The sequence below is a fragment of the Pseudoduganella violacea genome (assembly GCF_014191875.1).
Taxonomy (GTDB): domain Bacteria; phylum Pseudomonadota; class Gammaproteobacteria; order Burkholderiales; family Burkholderiaceae_D; genus Rugamonas; species Rugamonas violacea_A.
In genome coordinates, this window is the sequence record NZ_JACHXD010000032.1 from 1 (window position 1) to 19873 (window position 19873).

Sequence of the window (19873 nt, forward strand, 5' to 3'; positions counted from 1 at the left end):
AGATTATCTAGTGTTTCGTGCGATTCGTCAAGCTTCTTTCTTTTCCTACCGTTTCGCGATTTGCATCTGCGTTGCGGCGGGGACAGAACTATAGCTAAAGGGCATGGGGTTTGCAAGGCCTTTCACAAATTTATATGTGAAATAAACGATGGCGCAGGCAATCCAGGCCGACCACAAGGTATGCGAGAGGAAGTGGGCGCCGCGCAGCTGCTGCATCCAGCCCACCATGCCGCCGAACAGCAGCATGGCGCCGGCTACCGCCGCTGCCATGCGCGGACGTCGCGGCCACCAGAAGGCGGACAGCGCTACCAGCCACAAGGCGCTTGAAGCGTGGCCTGCCGGCATGCAGTGGCCTGCGCTCAGCCCTGCCGGGAAAACTTCCAGCAGTCTTATATAAGGTTCGGTGCCGCCATAGCGCTGCAAATCCCATGGGCAGTGCGACTGGCTGAAGTGCTTGAGCACACTCATGGCCGTTGGCACCAGCACGGCCGAGATGGCGACCACGCGCAGGGCGATGCGGCGCGAACCATCCCAGCGCCGGCTGGGCCGGAACCAGTCCCAGATGCAGAGGGCGACAAAGGCGCCGCCCAAGATGGAGAGCGCGGCCTTCAGGATCATATGGTTGAACTTCTCGGCAATCCAGGCATGCTGCATGGGGAAGCTGCGGCTGGCCGCGTCGTAAGCGGCATCAGCCAGCCGCAGGTCAATATCGGTGTAGTTGCCGAGCCAAAGAATGAGCAGGGCCGTGTTCAGCAACACGGCGGCGGCGAGGCGGCCGTGATGGGGGTGGATTGACGGCTCAAGTGCCGCTACTGCATGCATGGAACAGGTCCAGTTTAGGGTTGTAGACCGCCGTGCTCACATTCAGCATGCCCAGTGTGGAGTGGAAGACGTTATCGTGCGAGAACTCCTGCCGGCCGCGCGCGGCCAGACAGGCGCCGTCGATATGGAAGCGGGAGCGGAAGCTGTCCGACAGCCAGAGCATCATCGGCACGTGACGCTGCTCGATGGGCGAGATGATGTAAGGCGCGCCATGCAGATACATATTCTTCTCGCCCAGCGACTCGCCGTGATCGGAAAAATACAGCAGCGAGGTATCGACACCGCTATCAGCACCAGCAGCCTTTAGCACTTCGATCGTCTTGTTCAGCACATGGTCGGTATACAGGATGGTATTGTCGTAAGCCGCCATGATGGATTCGCGCGAACACTGCTCCAGTTCATTGGTCTGGCAGATGGGCGTGAACTTGGCGAACTCCTTGGGATAGCGCTTCCAGTACGCCGGACCATGGCTGCCCTTCTGGTGCAGGACGATGACCATGTCTTTCTTCGCATCGCGGATGATCTGGGGCAGATTTTGCAGCAGACGCTCGTCGTAGCACTCCTCGTCATTGCAGAACGGATCGCCGGCCACCGGCTGGGACAGGTCTTCATACCGCACGCGGTCGCACACGCCCTTGCAGCCGGAGTTATTGTCGCGCCATAGCACATCGAAGCCGGCGTGCTTCAGCACATCGAGCAGGCCCTCCTGATTGCGGGCCTTGTCGGCCGAATAATCTTCGCGGCCGAACGCGGAAAAGACGCAAGGCACCGAGATGGCCGTGGCCGTGCCGCAGGAGCTGACGTCCTGGAAATTCACCAGGCCGGCCTGGCGCGCCAGTTGCGGGTTGGTTTCACGCGCATAGCCGTTCAGCGAGAAGTTCATGGCGCGTGCGGTTTCGCCGACCACGATCACCGTTACCGTGCGCCGCGCGCTGGCGCCGGCCGCGCTCCACAACATGCCCTTCTTCGCATCCGTGCCCAACGACGCGACCACCGTCGGCACGGCCAGCTTGCGCTTCAGATAACCATGGGTAGCCTGGAACATATTGGTGGGCGTAAGCAGAAAACGCAGCTCGCGGTGCTCGCGCACGGCAGGCGCCAGCGTCTTGAACAGCAGGAGCAGCAAGGCGCCGGCCGCCAGCAGGGACAGGCAGAAAATGCCGCCCTTGATCAGCAGGCCCTTGCCGATCGAGGCAAAGCGCAAGTCAGTGCGCCATACGAGCAGCGACGGCAGGACTCCCAACAGCGCGATGGTCAGCAGCATCTTCCAGCTAAACAGCTCACCGGCTTCACGGACATCGGTTTCGACCACGTTCTGCACCATGGAGGCATCGATGCCGATGCCGTACTGGCTCATGAAATAGCTGAGGGCCGAGGTGGCCAGGAAGAGGAAGATCAGGACTGGCTTGATCAGCGGCCGGAAACTGACGATGGTCAGGAAAGCATTGAAGACGCAAACCAGTACCAGGAAGGAGCCGGCATAGACGGGCAGGTTACTGAGCTTGATCCCTCCGGTCGCCTGGACGAAGGCGCGCCAGAAGTTGACGTTATACGCAAGAACGAGAAATGCCGAAGCCAAAAGGGTAAACAATGGCGCATTGATGCGCGGCTGGGCTTTCAAGTTCACTACCGGGACTCCGTTTGGACAATCCCGTGATCTTAATAAAGGATAGGTAAGTATCCTGTGAAGGGCATATTAAGATTTCGTTAAGAGCTCTCTGAAACGCAGCTCAAAGCGCGTGCCGCCATCGGCGCCCTCGCTCACTTGCAAGTCAGCCCCCAGGTAGGCGCTGATGCGCTGCACCAGCGCCAGCCCCAGGCCCGTGCCGGAAGAACCGCGCGCTTCGGCTGGCATCGGCTCATTGCGCAGCGCAGCCAGGGCGGCGGGAGGCAGGCCAGGCCCGGTGTCTTCGACGATGATGGACTGCGCTCCCAGGCTGACGCGAACGGCGCCGCGCTCCGTGTATTGACAGGCGTTGCGTATCAAATTGCCAATGGCGGCGACCAGCAGTTCGCGTGGCGCGCGCACGGCGAAATCCTCGCCGCCGAGATAATCCAGAATTAGTGGACGCCCGGCCACCAGATGCTGGTAGCGCGCCACCTCGTCCTGCGCCATCGCGGCGGCCGACAGCGATGCCCATTCCAGCACCTCGGGCGAACGTGCGAGACGCAGCAGCACGGAGACCGATTCGGCCGCCTCGCGCGCCGCGCGGTAAATGCGTTCGGCCGGCGCATGCAATTGCGGCTGATCCCGGGTTTGCGCCATCAGCACCTCGGCCGCGCCGCTGATCACGGTCAATGGGGTGCGCAGCTCATGGCTGACGTCACCGGTGAAGAAGCGTTCACGGTCGAGAAAGCGGGTCAGCTCGCCGGTGTGGCCGGCGAAGGAGCGCGCCAACAGGCCCAGTTCATCCTTGCGTTCCTGCAGCGGCAGATCGGGTTTGCGCTGCTCCACCGCGCCGGCCAGCTGCATGATCGGCACGATGATGCGGTTGGCGACAAAAGTACCCAGCACCGCCGAGCAGCCGAGGAAGCCGAGGAAGCCCAAAGCGAACAGGGAATACACCACCAGCTCGATCTTCTCGTATTCGCTGTCGTGGTCCACCACCACATAGTCGCCGTTTTCGTCCTGACCTACCAGAAGGTGCAGGTCCACGCCATCCACGGTTTTCTCCTGCACGCCGGGAGGCAGATTGCGCAGGGAGAGGGGAATGTCGGCGCCATGGTGGAAGCTCATCCCGGCCGGCATTTCGACCGGCAGCTTGCCCGCATAGCGCGGCGAGGCCCACATGGCGACATCTTCCAGGCGCTCGTCGACCAGCCGGGTTTCGATGCCTTCCACGGCGATGCCGGCGATGATGGCGAAGAAGGCCGAGGAAATCAGCGCGAACAGCAGGTAGGCGACGACAATCGGCCGGCGCAGGGAGTTAGACCTCTTCATGCGAAGCTACCAGTTTGTAGCCTATGCCGGAGATGGTGCGCAGCATGGCGAAGGAATAGGGTTTATCCAGCACCTGGCGCACGGCGTGGATATGGGTGCGCAACGCATCGCTGTCAGGACGGTTGTCGCCCCAGACTTCGTTTTCGATCTGCTCGCGCGTGACTACGCGCGGCGACTGTTTCATCAGGCAGCCCAGGATGGTGTAGCCGGTCTTGGTCAGCACCAGCGGACGGCCGGCGCGGCGGGCGTCGAAGGTGGCGGTGTCGAAAACCAGCTCGCCCACCGTCATGGTGCTGCTGCGGCCATGGGCGCCTTGGGCGCGCCGCACCAGGGCTTTCAGGCGCACTTCCAGTTCGACCAGGGAAAAGGGCTTGACCAGATAATCATCGGCCCCGCTTTCGAAGCCGGCCACCTTGTCCTGCAGGGTGTCGCGCGCGGTCAGCATCAGCACCGGCGTATCCATTCCCAGCTCGCCGCGCAGTTTCTGGCACAGCTCCAGGCCATTCAGGCCAGGCAGCATCACGTCCAGCACGACGGCGTCGTACTGGTTCTGGGCGGCCAGCGCCAGCCCTCCATAGCCGTTCACCGCCGAATCAAGAATATAACCCTTGGGTTCGAGGAAGCCGTAGAGATTGGCGATAATATCCGGATTGTCTTCAATAATGAGCAGGCGCATGCTGGAATTATAATTCCGTGATTGCCAATCCGCTGAAACCTATGTCCATTCCAACTATCGTCCCCGTACAGAACGCCGCGCTTGCCCTCCAACTCGGCAAGGCCATCGACAATAAAACCAAGCCGCTCGGCAGCCTTGGGATGCTGGAAGGGCTGGCGCGCCAGCTTGGCCTGATCCAGCAAAGCTCCAGGCTTACCCTGGATGCGCCGGCCATTCTGGTCTTTGCCGGCGACCACGGGGTGGTGGCGGAAGGGGTTTCGGCCTACCCCCAGGACGTGACATGGCAGATGGTGGAGAATTTCCTGGCCGGCGGCGCCGCTATCAATGTATTCGCGCGCCAGAACGGCTGCGCCCTGCAAGTGGTGGATGCGGGCGTCAACCATGATTTTGGCCCGCGCGCCGGGCTGGTGGACTGCAAGGTGGCGCATGGCACGCGCAACTTCGCCCAGGAAGCGGCCATGACGGCCGCCGAGTGTGACCGGGCGCTGCAACACGGCATGGCGCTGGCCGCCGAACTGCCCGGCAATGTGCTGGGCTTCGGTGAAATGGGCATCGGCAATACCACGGCCGCCGCCGCCCTGATGCACAAGCTGACCGGGATTCCGGTCAGCGATTGCGTGGGCGCCGGCACCGGACTGTCGGCTGAAGGCATCCTGCGCAAGCAGCAAGTGATCGAGGCGGCCGCCGCCAAGCATGCGGACGTCAGCGCGCCGCTGGACGTGCTGGCCACTTTCGGCGGTTTCGAGATCGCCATGATGGTGGGGGCCATGCTGAAAGCAGCCGAGCGCCGCATGGTGCTGCTGATCGATGGCTTTATCGTCACCAGCGCCCTGCTGGTGGCGGCGCGCGTGCAGCCGGCGATTCTCGATTATTGCGTGTTCGCCCATTGCTCGGACGAGAGCGGCCATCAGCGGATGCTGGAGCAGCTGGGCGCCCGCCCCCTGCTGCATCTGGGCCTGCGCCTGGGCGAAGGCACCGGTTCCGCCCTCGCCCTGCCGCTTCTGCAGGCCGCCGTCAATTTCATGAACGAGATGGCAACGTTCGAATCGGCCCAAGTCAGCGAGAAGTCCGAATAAGCCATGCAGCAGTTGCGCCTATTCTTCACCGCCTTGCAATTTTTCACGCGCCTGCCGATTCCACGCTGGGTAGGCTTCGAGCCGGCCTGGCTGCAGCACTCATCACGCTATTTTCCGCTGGTGGGACTGGTGGTGGCGGCCATCGGCTGCGCCGCGTATGTCCTGGCGGCACTGGTGCTGCCCGCGCCGCTGGCAGCCCTGCTCTCGACAGCCGCCACGATCTATATAACCGGCGCCTTCCACGAGGATGGTTTTGCCGATGTTTGCGACGGTTTCGGCGGCGGGCTGACGCGCGAGCGGGTGCTGGAAATTATGAAGGATTCGCGCGTCGGAGCTTACGGCGCGATCGGCATCGTTTTGCTGCTGGCGGTGAAAATCGCGGCGCTGGCTTGCATGCCCGCCCTTACCGCGCTGGCGGCGCTGCTGGTGGCGCATCCCCTATCGCGCCTGATGGCGGCGACGCTGATCTGGCGCATGGAGTATGCGCGGGCCGAAGGCAAGGCCAAGCCGCTGGCACAGGAAATGAGCGGTGGCGAATTCGCCATTGCCGCCCTGTGCTCCGCCCTGCCCCTGCTGCTGGCCGGGGCCATGTGCTGGCTGTCCTGGCGCGCCCTGGCCTGCGGCTTGCTGGCGTCGGCGCTGGCGGCCCTCTGGCTGGCGCGCAAATTCCAGCGCCGCGTTGGCGGCTATACCGGCGATTGCCTGGGCGCGGTGCAGCAGGTCACGGAAGCTGTCTTCTATCTATGCGTGCTGGCCAGCGCCAGCAGCCTGCATCCGGCATGGAACTGATCCTGGTGCGCCACCCGCAGCCGCTGGCTGCGCCGGGCGTCTGCTATGGCAGCAGCGATCTGGCGGTAGCGAACGAGGAAATGCGGCGCGTCCATGCCGCCTTGCGCGCGCAGCTGGCCGCCATGCCGGAACTGGCGCCCTTGCACATCTATTCCAGCCCGCTGCAACGCTGCGCCGGACTGGCCAAGCTGATGGGCGACGAGGTCAGCTTCGACGTCCGCCTGGCCGAAATGGACTTCGGCGCATGGGAGTTGCGCCAGTGGGACGAGATTGCCCGCGCCGAGATCGACGCCTGGGCCGCCGACCTGCCGCACTACCGCCCCGGCGGCGGCGAATCGGTGCTGATGATGGCGCAGCGCGTCGCGCAGTTCCTGAGCGAGCTGCAGGGCGCCATGGTCAAGCTGCCGCCCTGCCAGCCGCTGCTTGTCTGCCATGCCGGCAGCATCCGCCTCCTCAGTGCCCTCGCCTCCGGCCTGCCCCTGCAGGAAGCGGCGTTGGCCGCCGCCAGCAGCCCGCACAAGATCGCCTACGGCGCCATGCTGCGGTTGCCCTTGGCATGCAAGCCCGTATAATGTCGGGGTTTTGGTGCCCGCGCTTGAGTCCTTGAGCGCAGTTAAACGGGAAACATGGAACCGCTCCGGCGGCCAACGTGTGCTGTCCCCGCAACGGTAAGCAAGTGCCGCTCAGCGGCAGCCGTCTTCTACAACCACTGTGCTTCGCATGGGAAGGTGTGACGGCCAAACCTGCCAGCCCGGATACCGGCCAAATCAGGTGGAGGCGCTGACGCCTCTGTTCAACCCGGCCCACGGGGACATAGGCCGGTTGCTCACTTACGAAGAATGTCATGACCTTTCCTGTATCACGGCAGGCGGCCCTCGCGTCGCTCGCACTGGCTATTGCCGCGCCCTCCGCATTCGCACAAAACGCTGCACATAGCACCGTTCTCATTACCGCCGGCCGCACGCCGCAGCCAGCCGGCGAGGTGCTGCGCGACACCCTGACCATTGGCGCCGACGAAATCCTGCGCTCCGGCGCCGGCTCCATCAGCGACTTGCTGCAGCGCCAGCGCGGCATTGAAATCACCCGCAATGGCGGTCCTGGCACAAGCGGCAATGTGTTCATCCGCGGCGCCAACGGCAACCAGAGTCTGGTGCTGGTGGACGGCGTGCGCATTGGTTCGGCCACCACCGGCACGGCCAGCTGGAACGCGATTCCGCTCAGCGCCATCGACCATATCGAGATCGTATATGGCCCACTGAGCACCCTGTATGGCGCGGACGCCATCGGCGGCGTGATCCAGATCTTCACCAAAAAGGGCAAGGGCGACGTGGACGTGACGGCCTTCGTTGGCGCGGGCAGCGATTCCACCCGCGCCGCCGACGCCGCCGTCTCGGGCAGTTCGGGTCCGGTCAGCTACTCACTGAGCGCCGGCCGCGAACGTTCCGACGGTTTCTCCGCCAGCCTGCCCGGCGCTTCCGGCTACAACCCGGACAACGACGGCTATGACCGCCGCAGCGCCGCCGGCCAGGTATCGCTGCAACTGGCGGAAGGCCATGAGCTGGGCGCGAATTTCTTGTACAGCAAAGTGGACGCCCAGTTCGACAACGGCAAATCGGATTACGACGCGCGCAGCAAGACCCGCATCAGCAATACCTCGGCCTATCTGCGCAACCGCATACTGCCGAATTGGACCAGCCTGGTGCAAGCGTCGGAAAGCAGCGATAAATCGGGCAGTTTCACCGGCGTTGCATCCAGCACCAGCCAGATCGACACCAAGCAGACCGGTTTCTCCTGGCAGAACGATCTGCAACTGGGCCGCGATACCCTGCAGCTGCTGTACGAATTCCGCAAGGAGGAAGTGGTGTCTACCTCGGCCGGCATCGCCGAGCGCAAGCGCCATACCCGTTCGCTGGCCGCCACCTATGGCATGCAGCGCGGCGACCATCTGTTCAGCGCCGGCGCCCGCCACGACGACAACTCGCAGTTCGGCAGCAAGGCCACCGGCTCGCTGGGCTACGGCTACCGCATCTCGCCAGCCCTGCGCGCAAACGCCAGCTTCGGCACCAGCTTCCGCGCGCCGACCTTCAATGAGCTGTACTACGCCGGCTACGGCAACGAGAACAACAAGCCCGAAAAAGGCCGCAACGGCGAGATCGGCCTGCACTACGATAATGGCACGACCCAGCTGGGCGCCGTCTACTACCACAACAAGCTGGACGATCTGCTGGTCAGCACTGCGCCCTGCCCGTATTCAGGCTATAAATACAGCTGCGCCTACAACGTCAACAAGGCCGTGCTGAAAGGCCTGAGCCTGTCGGCCGAGCACCAGTTCGGCAAGCTGAAACTGAGCGCCAACGCCGACTTCCAGGAGCCGCGCGACGATACCACCGGCAAGCTGCTGCAACGCCGCGCCAAGCGTCACGCCAACCTGAATGCGGAATACGCCCTGGGCGGGCTGCATGCGGGCGCCGAGCTGCAATTGTCCGGCCGCCGCTTCGAAGATGCGGCCAACCGCGTGGAACTGGGCGGCTACAGCCTGCTCAACCTGCACGCCACCTGGCAATTCTCGCGCGACTGGTCGGCCCTGGTGCGCTGGAATAACGTGGCGGACAAGAAGTATGAAGTGGCACGCTTCTACGGCAGCACCGGCTCCACCTTCTTCGCCGGCCTGCGTTACGGCATGAAGTAAATGGTGTAACCTGCCGGGCGTAGCGAATGCGCCCGGCAGCGCAGTATCCCAACGCAGTACCCCGAATTCTGAAGGCAGTACATGCAAGCAAATCCCGTCCGGCTACGCAAGCGCGCCGCTGTCGTCAATCTGGCGCTGATCGCCACCACTCTCGCCAGCCTGGTCCTGGCGGGCATGGTTGGTTCGGTCACCGTTTCCCTGTCCGAGATTCCCGGCGCGCTGCAGGAACTGCTGCGTGGCGAAGCCAACTCGCTGGCCGCCACCCTGCTCGACCTGCGTCTGAGCCGCGCCCTGGTGGCTTTCGTGACCGGCGCCTCGCTGTCGCTGGCGGGCGTGATGATGCAAGCCTTGCTGCGCAATCCCTTGGCTGACCCCTATGTGCTTGGCATTTCCGCCGGCGCCTCGGTCGGCGCCCTGGCCGCCCTCTTTCTCGCCTGCGCGGCCTGGGTAGTGGATAGCGCGGCCTTCGCCAGCGCCGTCGTGGTCTCGATCCTGCTGTACACGCTGGCGCGGCGCGACCTGCGCGGAGGCGCGGCAGCCGACGGCGGCACCGCCCTGCTGCTGCTGACCGGCCAGATTTTCTCCGCCGTCTGTATTGCCCTGGTGACGCTGATGCTGTCGATCGCGCCGGAAAGCCGCTTGCGCAGCATGGTGTTCTGGCTGATCGGCGAGCTGGCCGGCGCACCACTACGCCTTCTGCCATGGCTGGTACTGGCGGCGGCATTGATCTTCACCCTGCGCAACGCGCGCGCCCTGAACGTGATGGCTCTGCATGCGGAAGCTTCGGCCACGCTGGGCATCCGCGTCGGCACGCTGCGCAAAAGCCTGTTCTTCTGCTCCGCCCTGCTGACCGCCACTTCCGTCACCAGCGCCGGCAGCATCGGCTTTGTCGGCCTGATTATTCCGCACGCCTGCCGTTTCGCCTTCGGCCCTGACCATCGTCTGCTGGTGCCGGCGGCCACGCTGGCCGGCGGCGCCTATCTGGTGCTGACCGATACCGTAGCGCGCGTCATCATCGCGCCGCAGCAACTGCCGGTGGGGGTCATCACTGCCCTGATCGGCGCGCCGGTTTTCCTGTATCAACTACACCGGCTGAGGAAATAAGATGCTCTCGACCCAGAACCTCAGGCTGTGCATCGGCCAGCGCACGCTGGTGGAAAACCTCGACTGGCGCGTGGGCGACGGCGAATGCTGGAGTGTAATCGGCCGCAATGGCGCCGGCAAAAGCACCTTGCTGCGCACCCTGGCCGGCCTGCGCCAGCCGGATAGCGGCCAGGTGGCGGTCGAAAACCGTCCGCTGAAGGAGTGGCCGCTGGAAGAACTGGCGCGCAGCCGCGCCTTCCTGGCGCAGGCGCGCAACGATGCCTTCTCCTACAGCGCGCTGGAAACCGTGCTGTCGGCGCGCCATCCCTACCACAGCCAGCGCTATTGGGAAGACAGCGACGACCACCAGATCGCCATGCGCTCCCTGGCCGCGATGGAGGTCGACGATCTGGCCGCGCGAGACGTACGCACCCTGTCCGGTGGCGAACGCCAGCGGGTCGCCATTGCCGCCATGCTGGCCCAGGACACGCCGCTGCTGCTGCTGGACGAACCGGCCAATGCCCTGGATCTGGCGCACCAGGTCAGCGTTATGAGCCTGCTCGCGCGCCTGTGCCGCGAACAGAAGAAAACCGTGGTCATGGTCGGACATGACCTGAATCTGGCGCACAGCGTATCGAGCCACGCCTTGCTGCTGATGGGCGACGGCCGTTGGCAGGCTGGCAGCGTGGCTGAAACCATGCAGCCGGCCATCCTGAGCGACTACCTGGGCCATCCGATCGACATCATCCGCCACGGCAACCGCAGCATCTTCATTCCACTCGAGGTAAGCGCATGAACCCAATGACTTCCAACGACACCGCCGCATTGAACGAGCGCCATCGCGCCCGCATGGAGCGCAAGAAGGCCATCATCGACGCCAAGATCGCCGCTGCCGACAAGCAAATCGGCATCATCATCGTCAACACCGGCAACGGCAAGGGCAAAAGCTCCAGCGGTTTCGGCATGGCGGTCCGCGCCATGGGCCATGGCATGAAAGTGGGGGTGGTGCAGTTCATCAAGGGTGCGATGGCGACCGGCGAAGAACTCTTCCTGCGCCGCTTCCCGGAGGAAGTCAGCTTCCACGCCATGGGCGAAGGCTATACCTGGGAAACCCAGAACCGCGAACGCGATATCGAAAAAGCGCAGGCGGCCTGGGAACAGGCCAAGCGCTTTCTCGCCGATCCGGCCATCGGCATGGTGGTGCTGGACGAACTGAATATCGCCCTCAAGTACCACTATCTGGATGTGGATACCGTCATTGCCGACCTGCTGGAACGTCCGGCCATGCAGCACGTGGTCATCACCGGCCGCGGCGCGCCACCGGAACTGATCGAAATCGCCGACACCGTGACCGAGATGAATGTGGTCAAACACGCCTTCAAGGCAGGCATTGCGGCGCAAGCCGGAACGGAGTGGTAATGAGCGAAAAGATCGCCGTGCGCGCCATGCTGTTGGCGGCCGTATCCTCTGGACAGGGCAAAACCACGGTCACGGCGGCGCTGGCGCGCAAGCTGGTGCAACAGGGACAGCGCGTGCGCGTCTTCAAATGCGGCCCGGATTTCATCGACCCCATGCTGCTGGAGCGCGCCAGCGGCGCGCCGGTCAAATCGCTCGACCTGTGGATGGTGGGCGAAGATGCCTGCCGCCAGCAACTGGCGCAGGCGGCACGCGAAGCGGACGTGATCCTGATCGAAGGCGTGATGGGTTTATATGACGGCACGCCCTCTTCGGCCGACTTGTCGCGCACCTTCGGCGTGCCGGTCATGGCGGTGATCGATGCCGGCGCGATGGCGCAAACGGCCGGTGCGCTGGTGCACGGCTTGCGCGACTATGGTCCGGTGCAAATGGCTGGCGTGATCGCAAACCGCATCGCCAGTCCCGGCCACGCGAAAATGGTGGCTACCTCGCTGCGCGATATTCCGTTGTTCGCCACCTTGCCCAAGCAGGCGCGCTCCCTGCCAGAACGCCATCTGGGCCTGGTGCTGCCCGGCGAAGTCGCCGATCTTGATGCGCTGCTGGACGAACTGGCGGCGCAGCTGGACTTCAACCAGCAGGCATGGGACAGCCAGCCGCTGGTAGAGCTGGACCTGCCGCCCGCGCTGGAGTCCCAGCGCCAGCATCTGCAAGGTAAAACCATCGCCATCGCGCGCGATGCGGCATTCATGTTTCTTTATCCCGCCAACCTGGAAACGCTGCAGGCATTGGGCGCGCGCCTGGAATTCTTCTCGCCGCTGGCCGACGAGGCGCTGCCATCGCATGCCGACGCCGTCTACCTGCCAGGCGGCTACCCCGAGCTGCATGCCAGCACGCTGGCCGCAGCCTGTAAGTGGACAGCCTCCATCCGCGCCGCCCACGCAGCCGGCTTGCCCATCGTCGCAGAATGCGGCGGCATGATGGCGCTGGCCGATACGCTGTGCGACAGCGAAGGCCGGGAGTGGCCCATGGCCGGCCTGCTGCCGGGCCGCGTCGAAATGCAAAAACGCCTGGCCGGTCTGGGCGCTCAGGCGCTGCCGACAGAGCATGGCCCCCTGCGCGGCCACACCTTCCACTACTCACGGCTGACGACCGAAACACCACCTGTTGTGCAGACCGTGAAAAATCCGTCCGGCGTTGAAGGTGAAGCGGTGTACAAACTCGGCTCCCTGCACGCCTCCTATTTCCACGCCTACTTCCCCTCCAATCCGGAGGCAGTGGCGGCATTGTTCGCGCGGAGCGCGTCATGAGCAATACCCTGGTGCTGGGCGGCGCGCGCTCCGGCAAAAGCCTGTATGCCGAAAAGCTGGCCGCCGCCTCGGGCAAGGAGACCATCTATATCGCCACCGCTGCCGCAGGCGACGGCGAAATGGCTGCCCGCATCGAACATCACCGGCAACAGCGTCCCGCGCACTGGATTACGGTGGAAGAGCCGCTTGCGCTGGCTCAGGCGCTGCGGCAGTGGCGCGCGCCGCAGCGCGTGGTGCTGGTCGATTGCCTGACCCTGTGGCTGACCAACCTGCTGTTCGCCGATGGCAGCGAGTATCCCGATGTGGGCCAGCTTACCCTGCCTGCCCGCTTCCATCAGGAACGCGCTGCCCTGCTGGCGATACTGGGCGAGGAGCCGCAGGCTGGCGACATCATCCTGGTATCGAACGAAGTGGGCATGGGCATCGTGCCTTACGGAGCCATTTCGCGCGCCTTCACCGATGAAGCCGGCCGCTTGAATCAGGCCGTTGCCGCCGTTTGCGAACGCGCCGTCTTCGTGGCGGCGGGCCTGCCGCTGGTGCTGAAAGGCGCGCCATGCTGATGGGATTGGGATGGCCGCTGCTCACACTGCTGATGGCGGCCGGCATTGCGCTGGATCTGCTGCTGGGCGAAGCGCGGCGCTGGCATCCTCTCATCGGTTTCGGCAATCTGGCAATGCGCATCGAAAAGGCCTTGAATCGCGACATGGCGCGGCGCCTGCGCGGCATACTCGCCTGGCTGCTGGCGGTCGCGCCCCTGGTCGCACTCTCCGTCTTCCTGCTCGATGCCGCTGGCAGCATGCTGGCCATCGCGCTGCATGCCATCCTGCTCTATTTCTGCATCGGCCTGCGCAGCCTGCGCGACCACAATCTGCCGATTGCCGATGCCCTGCAGCGGCAAGACCTGCCGGCGGCGCGCATGCTGACGGCGCGCATCGTCAGCCGCGACACAAAGCAGGCCAGCGAAGCCGACCTGGCCAAGGCCAGCGCCGAATCCCTGCTGGAAAACGGCAATGACGCCGTCTTCGGCACGCTGTTCTGGTTCGCCGTGGCGGGCGGCCCCGGCGCCGTGCTGTTCCGGCTGGCGAATACGCTGGACGCCATGTGGGGCTACCGCAGCCAGCGCTTCCAGCATTTTGGCTGGGCCGCCGCGCGCATCGATGATGCACTCAACTATCTGCCGGCCCGCCTGACGGCCATCTCCTATATCGTGCTGGCCCCCACCCTACAGGGCAAACGCCGCGCGCTGCACTGCTGGCTGACGCAGGCTCCAGCCTGGAGCAGCCCTAATGGCGGGCCGGTCATGTCCAGCGGCGCCGGCGCGCTCGGTCTGGTACTGGGCGGCGCCGCCACATATGACGGTGAGGTCGAGCAGCGCCCGCCGCTAGGTAGCGGACAGGTTGCAACGGCGGCCGATATTCGGCGCGTCTGGCGCCTGGTGCTGAATACCGCCCTGCTATGGCTTGGCCTGGCCATCGCCACCGCCGCCCTGATTCACCTGGCGGCCCCTGCGGCGGCCGATATCCTCGTCAAGGAGACACCCCATGCTTGAACATGGCGGGAATCTGCGCGACGCCGCGCTACGGTTCGGCCGTAGCGACTGGCTCGATCTATCGACCGGCATCAATCCCGCCTGGTATCCCGTGCCGCAGCTGGCAGCCCAGGCCTGGCATCGCCTGCCCGAAAGCGATCCGGCGCTGGCGGAGGCGGCATGCGCTTTCTATGGCGCGCCAAGCATGCTGCCGGTGGCGGGGACGCAGGCGGCGATCCAGAGTTTGCCGCGCCTGCGCGCGCCCTCGCGCGTGGTGGTGGCCGCGCCCTCCTATGCCGAACATGCCCACCATTGGGCGCAGCACGGGCACGCAATGAGGCAGATATCCTATGCGGAGCTGGATGGCGCCTTGGCGCAGGCCGACGTCCTCGTCATCTGCAATCCCAACAACCCGACCGGCGCCACCGTACCGGCCTCCGACCTGCTGCGCTGGCACGAGCAATTGGCGGCTCGCGGCGGCTGGCTGGTGGTGGACGAAGCCTTTGGTGACACCGACGGAGGCAACAGCATCGCCGCTCATACCCATCTTCCAGGTCTGATCGTACTGCGCTCCATCGGCAAGTTCTTCGGCCTGGCCGGTCTGCGCCTGGGTTTCGTCGCAGCCAATGGAGAGATACTAAAGCCATTGGCCGACATGCTCGGCCCATGGAGCATCAGCGGTCCAGCCCAGCAAATCGCCATTGCCGCGTTGCGCGATCACGCATGGCAAGAGCAAACCCGCCGCCAACTGCGCGACTCCGGCCAGCGCCTGCGAAGCCTGCTGGCGGTGCATGGCATCACATCGCATGGCACGGACCTGTTCCAGTGGTGGCCGGAAGCGCGGCCCGAACAGTTCCACGAATTCGTGGCGCGGCATGGCATATGGGTGCGCCTCTTTACGCAAGCGGCGCGCGGCATCCGCCTCGGCCTGCCGCCGGACGAAATGGGTTGGCAGCGCCTGCGAACAGCAGTTGAACAATGGAGCAAGGAGAAACGATGAAAAAATATCTGCTAACGTTGGCTAGTCTGGCGGCGCTCCAGGCGCAAGCCGCCATCACCGTCAAGGACGACGATGGCAAGGCCGTCACCGTGCAAAAGCCGGCGCAGCGCGTGGTCTCGCTGGCGCCGCATGTGACCGAGATGCTGTTCGCGGCTGGCGGCGGCGACAAGATCGTGGGCGCCGTCACCTATAGCGACTACCCTGAAGCGGCCAAGAAAATCCCGCGCGTCGGCGACAATCGGCAAGTCGATATGGAACGCCTGATCGCGCTCAAGCCCGACCTGCTGGTGGTTTGGCGCCACGGCAGCTCCGAGCGCCAGATCGATATGCTGCGCCAGTTGAACATCCCCATCTTCCATAGCGAACCGCAAACGCTGGACGCCATCCCCGAAGGCCTGATCCGTCTCGGCCAGCTTATGGGCACCGAAAGCGCGGCCCAGCCGGCCGCCGCTGAAATGAAACGTAAGCTGGCCGCGCTGCGCGCCCAGTATGCAGGCCGTCCGCCGGTGCGCACCTTCTATCAGGTCTGGGACAAGCCGCTGTACACGCTGAACGGCAGCCATATCGTCAGCGACGCCCTGCGCGTCTGCGGCGGCGAAAACATCTTCGCCAGCATGAAAATCACGGCGCCGGTGGTCAGCGTCGAAGGCGTGCTGCAGGAAGATCCGGAAGCCATCTTCGGCACCGCCGAAAAGGACTATGGCGGCGTCAATCTATGGCGCCAGTACGGCACTTTGAAAGCTACGCGCCAGGGTAATCTGTTCACGGTGGAAGGCGATCTGCTGAACCGCGCCGGCCCACGCATGATCCAGGGCACGGCGATTCTGTGCGAAAAACTCGAACTGGCGCGCCAGCACCGCAAGCACTGATGGACTTCCCCTACACTACCCTGATGGTGCAAGGCACCACATCGGACGCGGGCAAGAGCACCGTGGTGGCGGCCCTGTGCCGTCTGTTGAAGCGCAATGGCGTCAGCGTGGCGCCTTTCAAGCCGCAGAATATGGCGCTCAACAGCGCCGTTACCGTGAATGGCGGCGAGATCGGCCGCGCCCAGGCCTTGCAAGCGATTGCCGCCGGCCTGGAGCCGCATACCGATATGAACCCGGTGCTGCTCAAGCCGTCCAGCGATATCGGCGCCCAGGTCATCATTAACGGCAAGGCACTGTCGAATATGAATGCGCGCGACTATCACAACTATAAGCTGGTGGCGATGGAGGCCGTGCTTTCCTCGCACGAGCGCCTGCTGCAAAAATACGGCAAGGTGATGGTGGAAGGCGCCGGCAGCCCGGCCGAGATCAATCTGCGCAACCGCGACATCGCCAATATGGGCTTTGCAGAAGCCGTGGATTGCCCGGTCATCCTGGTGGCCGACATTGATCGCGGCGGCGTCTTCGCCCATCTGGTCGGCACCCTTTCCTGCCTCTCCGACAGCGAGCGCAATCGCGTAATCGGCTTCGTCATCAACCGCTTCCGGGGCGATATCTCGCTGCTTGAGCCGGGACTGGAATGGCTGGAGCAGCAGACCGGCAAACCCGTGCTGGCCGTCCTGCCTTATCTACATGGCCTCTTCCTCGATGCCGAGGATGCGGTGCAGGCGGTACAGGCTGCGCAAGGCGCCTTCCGCGTGGTCGTTCCCAGCGGGCCGCGCATGAGCAACCATACCGACTTCGACGCGCTGCGCGCCCATCCCGAAGTCGACCTGCGCTTCGTGCGCGAAGGCGAACCCATTCCTGCCGCCGATCTGATCATCCTCCCCGGCAGCAAGAACACGCGCGGCGACCTGGCCTGGCTCAAGTCGCAGGGCTGGCCGGAAAAGATCGCACGCCACCTGCGTTATGGCGGCAAGGTGATCGGCGTCTGCGGCGGCTTCCAGATGCTGGGCCAAAGCATATCTGATCCGCACGGCGTGGAAGGAGCGCCTGGCGAGTCGGCCGGTCTCGGCCTGCTCAATATCAGCACCGAGCTGACGCAGGACAAGCGGCTGGAGCAGGTCAGCGGCAGCTGCGCCTTTGCCGAAGCCAGCGTAACCGGTTACGAAATCCATATGGGCGTTTCGTCCGGAAGCAGCATGGAGCGCCCCGTCTTCCACATCGACGGGCGTCCCGAAGGCGCCATCTCGGAGGACAATCAAGTGCTCGGGACTTATCTGCATGGCTTGTTCGACACACCGCAAGCGGGCAATGCCCTGCTGCGCTGGGCCGGCCTGCACTCGGACACCACGGTGGATACATCCGCCCTGCGCGAAGCCAGTCTTGAACGCTTGGCCGACGCCACCCAACCCTTGCTTGACGCCTTGATCCGGCTGAAAAAATGAACCACGCTTACCCTCCCGAACAGATTGATGGTGTCTACCGCGCCATCAGCGAACGGCGCGACGTGCGTCACTTCGTTCCCGGGCCGCTGCAGGAAGGCCAGCTGGAACGCTTTATCGCTGCCGCCCACAATGGCCCCAGCGTCGGCTTCATGCAACCCTGGCGCTTCATCCGCATCAGCAGCATGGACCTCCGGCGCGCCATCCACCGGCTGGTGGACGAGGAACGAGAGCTGACGGCACAGGCGTTGAACCAGCGCTCGGAGGAATTCATGCGCCTGAAGGTGGAAGGCATCCTTCAATGCGCCGAAGTGCTGGTGGTCGGCCTGATCGACAAGCGCGAGGACTTCGTCTTTGGCCGCCGCACCATGCCGGAGATGGATCTGGCCTCGGCCTCCTGCGCCATCCAAAACTTCTGGCTGGCGGCGCGTGCCGAGGGCATCGGCGTAGGCTGGGTTTCGCTGTTCGATCCGCAGCGCTTGCGCCAGTTGTGCGGCATGCCCGAAGGCAGCCAGCCCATCGCCGTGCTGTGTGTGGGTCAGGTCGAGGAATTCTACAAGGCGCCGATGCTGGAACTGGAAGGCTGGGATAAGCGCCGCCCCATCGAGCAAATCATCTACGAAAATAGCTGGGGTAAAACCGTCGAATAAGTCAGGGAAAAACAGAGCTTCGGCTTTTATGTAACAATCATCGGACACCAGCTCTGTGTCCTCCCATGACCGCCCCCGATTCCAGCAAACGCTATCTGCCTTGGGTTGTCGCTACAACCCTCTTCATGGAGCAGCTCGACTCCACCATCGTCAACACCGCCGTTCCCGCCATCGCGGCCAGCCTGCAAGTCACGCCACTCAGCCTGAAGGCCGTCGTCACCAGCTATATCCTCAGCCTGGCCGTGGCGATTCCCGTCAGCGGATGGATGGCCGACCGCTACGGCACACGGCGCGTATTCATGAGCGCCATCGCCATCTTCACCATCGCCTCCATGCTGTGCGGCCTGTCAGTGAATTCGCCCATGCTGGTGGCGGCGCGCCTGCTGCAAGGTTTCGGCGCCGCCATGATGATGCCGGTCGGACGCATCACCATCATCCGCACCTTTCCCAAATCGGAACTGCTGCGCGCCATGAACTTCGTCATCATTCCGGCGTTGATAGGACCGTTGTTGGGGCCAACCGTCGGCGGCTTGATCGTCCACTGGCTATCATGGCGCGAGATCTTCTTCATCAATGTGCCGGTCGGGCTGGCAGCCATCTATCTGGCGCGGCGCTATATGCCCGACTATCGCGGCGAGAAGACACGGCCATTGGATATGATAGGGCTGGTCTTGTTCGGCACCGGCATCGCGCTGCTCTCATGGCTGTTGGAAGTCTTCGGCGAACACAAGATCGATCCCACTTCTGGCGCCGTACTGCTGCTGATTTCCTGCAGCCTACTGGCAGCTTACGCCTGGCATGCGCGCAGCGAAGCGCATCCCTTGTTGCGCCTCGACCTGTTCCGCATCCGCACTTTCCGCGTGTCCGTATTAGGCGGTTTCGCGACGCGACTCGGCGTCAGCGGCCTGCCCTTCCTGCTGCCGCTGCTATATCAATTGGGTCTTGGCCTGCCGGCCTGGCAATCGGGGCTATTGATGATGCCTTCTGCCGCTGCCGCGATGGGCATGAAGTTCATTTCAACGCGGCTGCTGGGACGCTTCGGCTATCGCCAGGTGCTGGTAGTGAACACGGTGCTGATCGGGATCACGATCAGCATGTACTCGTTCGTCAAAGCAGGAACGCCCTTGCCGCTGATCGTGGCGATCAGTCTCTGTCTTGGCCTTTTCAATTCGCTGCAATTCTCCAGCATGAACAGCATCGCTTATGCCGATGTGGATGCGCAGGATTCCAGCATGGCCAGCACGATAGCCAGCTCGATGCAGCAGCTGTCAGTGAGTTTCGGCCTGGCCTGCGGCTCGCTGGTGACGGGATTCTTTTTGGGCGATGCGCCTCAATCCGACCGTGCGGTGCTCAGCAACGCCCTGCACTACGCTTTTCTGACCCTGGCTGCACTGACGATACTTTCTTCGCTCACTTTCTGGACCTTGCGTCCAGCCGATGGCGAGGCAATCAGCAAAGGCAGTGCATGAAGCAGTAAAGGGAAAGAAAACAAAAAAGCCCCGACTGCAAACGCAGCCGGGGCTTTCTCTTTATAACTAGCCTGACGATAACCTACTTTCACACTGGTTGCAGCACTATCATCGGC

The 19873-nt window shown here is 63.8% G+C and carries 19 protein-coding genes and 1 riboswitch; of the genes, 15 read left to right on the forward strand and 4 right to left on the reverse strand.

The features are described 5' to 3' along the window. Positions 1–45: 45 nt before the first annotated feature. The 4 genes from FHS03_RS27445 to FHS03_RS27460 form a co-directional block, all read right to left on the reverse strand. Positions 46–822, reverse strand: a complete 777-nt coding sequence (locus FHS03_RS27445) for a phosphatase PAP2 family protein (protein ID WP_183444085.1) — start codon at positions 820–822, stop codon at positions 46–48. Beyond that, positions 800–2449 carry a phosphoethanolamine transferase gene (locus tag FHS03_RS27450; RefSeq protein ID WP_371871782.1) on the reverse strand — a complete coding sequence of 550 codons (1650 nt, stop codon included), beginning with the start codon at positions 2447–2449 and terminating at the stop codon, positions 800–802. The genes FHS03_RS27445 and FHS03_RS27450 overlap by 23 nt, the downstream gene beginning before the upstream one ends. Positions 2450–2518: 69 nt before the next feature. Beyond that, a complete protein-coding gene (locus FHS03_RS27455; RefSeq protein ID WP_183444086.1) occupies positions 2519–3763 on the reverse strand; it encodes a sensor histidine kinase in 1245 nt (414 codons plus the stop codon). Then, the gene (locus tag FHS03_RS27460) at positions 3750–4439 is read right to left on the reverse strand and encodes a response regulator transcription factor (protein WP_183444087.1); all 690 of its coding nucleotides are present in this window, start codon (positions 4437–4439) and stop codon (positions 3750–3752) included. Before FHS03_RS27460 ends, FHS03_RS27455 begins: the two co-directional genes overlap by 14 nt. 41 nt (positions 4440–4480) lie before the next feature. Between FHS03_RS27460 and cobT the strand changes: the two genes are divergently transcribed. From cobT to FHS03_RS27535, 15 genes are all read left to right on the forward strand, one after another. Further along, positions 4481–5515, forward strand: coding sequence for a nicotinate-nucleotide--dimethylbenzimidazole phosphoribosyltransferase (cobT, locus tag FHS03_RS27465; protein ID WP_183444088.1), 1035 nt, complete (start codon positions 4481–4483; stop codon positions 5513–5515). Between the two features lie 3 nt (positions 5516–5518). Beyond that, positions 5519–6304 (forward strand): adenosylcobinamide-GDP ribazoletransferase, encoded by a 786-nt coding sequence (locus FHS03_RS27470; RefSeq protein WP_183444089.1) that lies wholly within the window; start codon positions 5519–5521, stop codon positions 6302–6304. Beyond that, positions 6295–6876, forward strand: a complete 582-nt coding sequence (locus tag FHS03_RS27475; protein ID WP_183444090.1) for a histidine phosphatase family protein — start codon at positions 6295–6297, stop codon at positions 6874–6876. Before FHS03_RS27470 ends, FHS03_RS27475 begins: the two co-directional genes overlap by 10 nt. Next, positions 6871–7085: riboswitch (cobalamin riboswitch) on the forward strand. Its footprint overlaps the gene before it by 6 nt. 63 nt (positions 7086–7148) lie before the next feature. Further along, complete coding sequence (locus FHS03_RS27480) at positions 7149–8993, forward strand: TonB-dependent receptor domain-containing protein (protein WP_183444091.1); 1845 nt, start codon at positions 7149–7151, stop codon at positions 8991–8993. Positions 8994–9074: 81 nt separating this feature from the next. Further along, the gene (locus FHS03_RS27485) at positions 9075–10097 is read left to right on the forward strand and encodes a FecCD family ABC transporter permease (RefSeq protein ID WP_183444092.1); all 1023 of its coding nucleotides are present in this window, start codon (positions 9075–9077) and stop codon (positions 10095–10097) included. A gap of 1 nt (position 10098) precedes the next feature. Continuing rightward, positions 10099–10872, forward strand: coding sequence for an ABC transporter ATP-binding protein (locus FHS03_RS27490; protein ID WP_183444093.1), 774 nt, complete (start codon positions 10099–10101; stop codon positions 10870–10872). Then, positions 10869–11495: a cob(I)yrinic acid a,c-diamide adenosyltransferase gene (gene cobO, locus FHS03_RS27495; protein WP_183444094.1), complete on the forward strand. Its 627-nt coding sequence runs from the start codon at positions 10869–10871 to the stop codon at positions 11493–11495. The genes FHS03_RS27490 and cobO overlap by 4 nt, the downstream gene beginning before the upstream one ends. Further along, a complete protein-coding gene (locus tag FHS03_RS27500; protein ID WP_183444095.1) occupies positions 11495–12799 on the forward strand; it encodes a cobyrinic acid a,c-diamide synthase CobB in 1305 nt (434 codons plus the stop codon). Before cobO ends, FHS03_RS27500 begins: the two co-directional genes overlap by 1 nt. Next, positions 12796–13359, forward strand: a complete 564-nt coding sequence (gene cobU / locus FHS03_RS27505) for a bifunctional adenosylcobinamide kinase/adenosylcobinamide-phosphate guanylyltransferase (RefSeq protein ID WP_183444096.1) — start codon at positions 12796–12798, stop codon at positions 13357–13359. The genes FHS03_RS27500 and cobU overlap by 4 nt, the downstream gene beginning before the upstream one ends. Next, positions 13353–14348, forward strand: a complete 996-nt coding sequence (cbiB, locus tag FHS03_RS27510) for an adenosylcobinamide-phosphate synthase CbiB (RefSeq protein WP_183444097.1) — start codon at positions 13353–13355, stop codon at positions 14346–14348. Before cobU ends, cbiB begins: the two co-directional genes overlap by 7 nt. Beyond that, positions 14341–15327, forward strand: coding sequence for a threonine-phosphate decarboxylase CobD (gene cobD / locus FHS03_RS27515; RefSeq protein WP_183444098.1), 987 nt, complete (start codon positions 14341–14343; stop codon positions 15325–15327). Before cbiB ends, cobD begins: the two co-directional genes overlap by 8 nt. Further along, positions 15324–16196, forward strand: coding sequence for a cobalamin-binding protein (locus FHS03_RS27520; protein ID WP_183444099.1), 873 nt, complete (start codon positions 15324–15326; stop codon positions 16194–16196). The genes cobD and FHS03_RS27520 overlap by 4 nt, the downstream gene beginning before the upstream one ends. Further along, positions 16196–17641 carry a cobyric acid synthase gene (locus FHS03_RS27525; RefSeq protein WP_183444100.1) on the forward strand — a complete coding sequence of 482 codons (1446 nt, stop codon included), beginning with the start codon at positions 16196–16198 and terminating at the stop codon, positions 17639–17641. The genes FHS03_RS27520 and FHS03_RS27525 overlap by 1 nt, the downstream gene beginning before the upstream one ends. Next, positions 17638–18288, forward strand: a complete 651-nt coding sequence (gene bluB, locus FHS03_RS27530; protein ID WP_183444101.1) for a 5,6-dimethylbenzimidazole synthase — start codon at positions 17638–17640, stop codon at positions 18286–18288. The genes FHS03_RS27525 and bluB overlap by 4 nt, the downstream gene beginning before the upstream one ends. A gap of 65 nt (positions 18289–18353) precedes the next feature. Continuing rightward, entirely contained in the window at positions 18354–19757 is a 1404-nt protein-coding gene (locus tag FHS03_RS27535) for a DHA2 family efflux MFS transporter permease subunit (protein ID WP_183444102.1), read from the forward strand. The last annotated feature ends 116 nt before the right edge of the window (positions 19758–19873 follow it).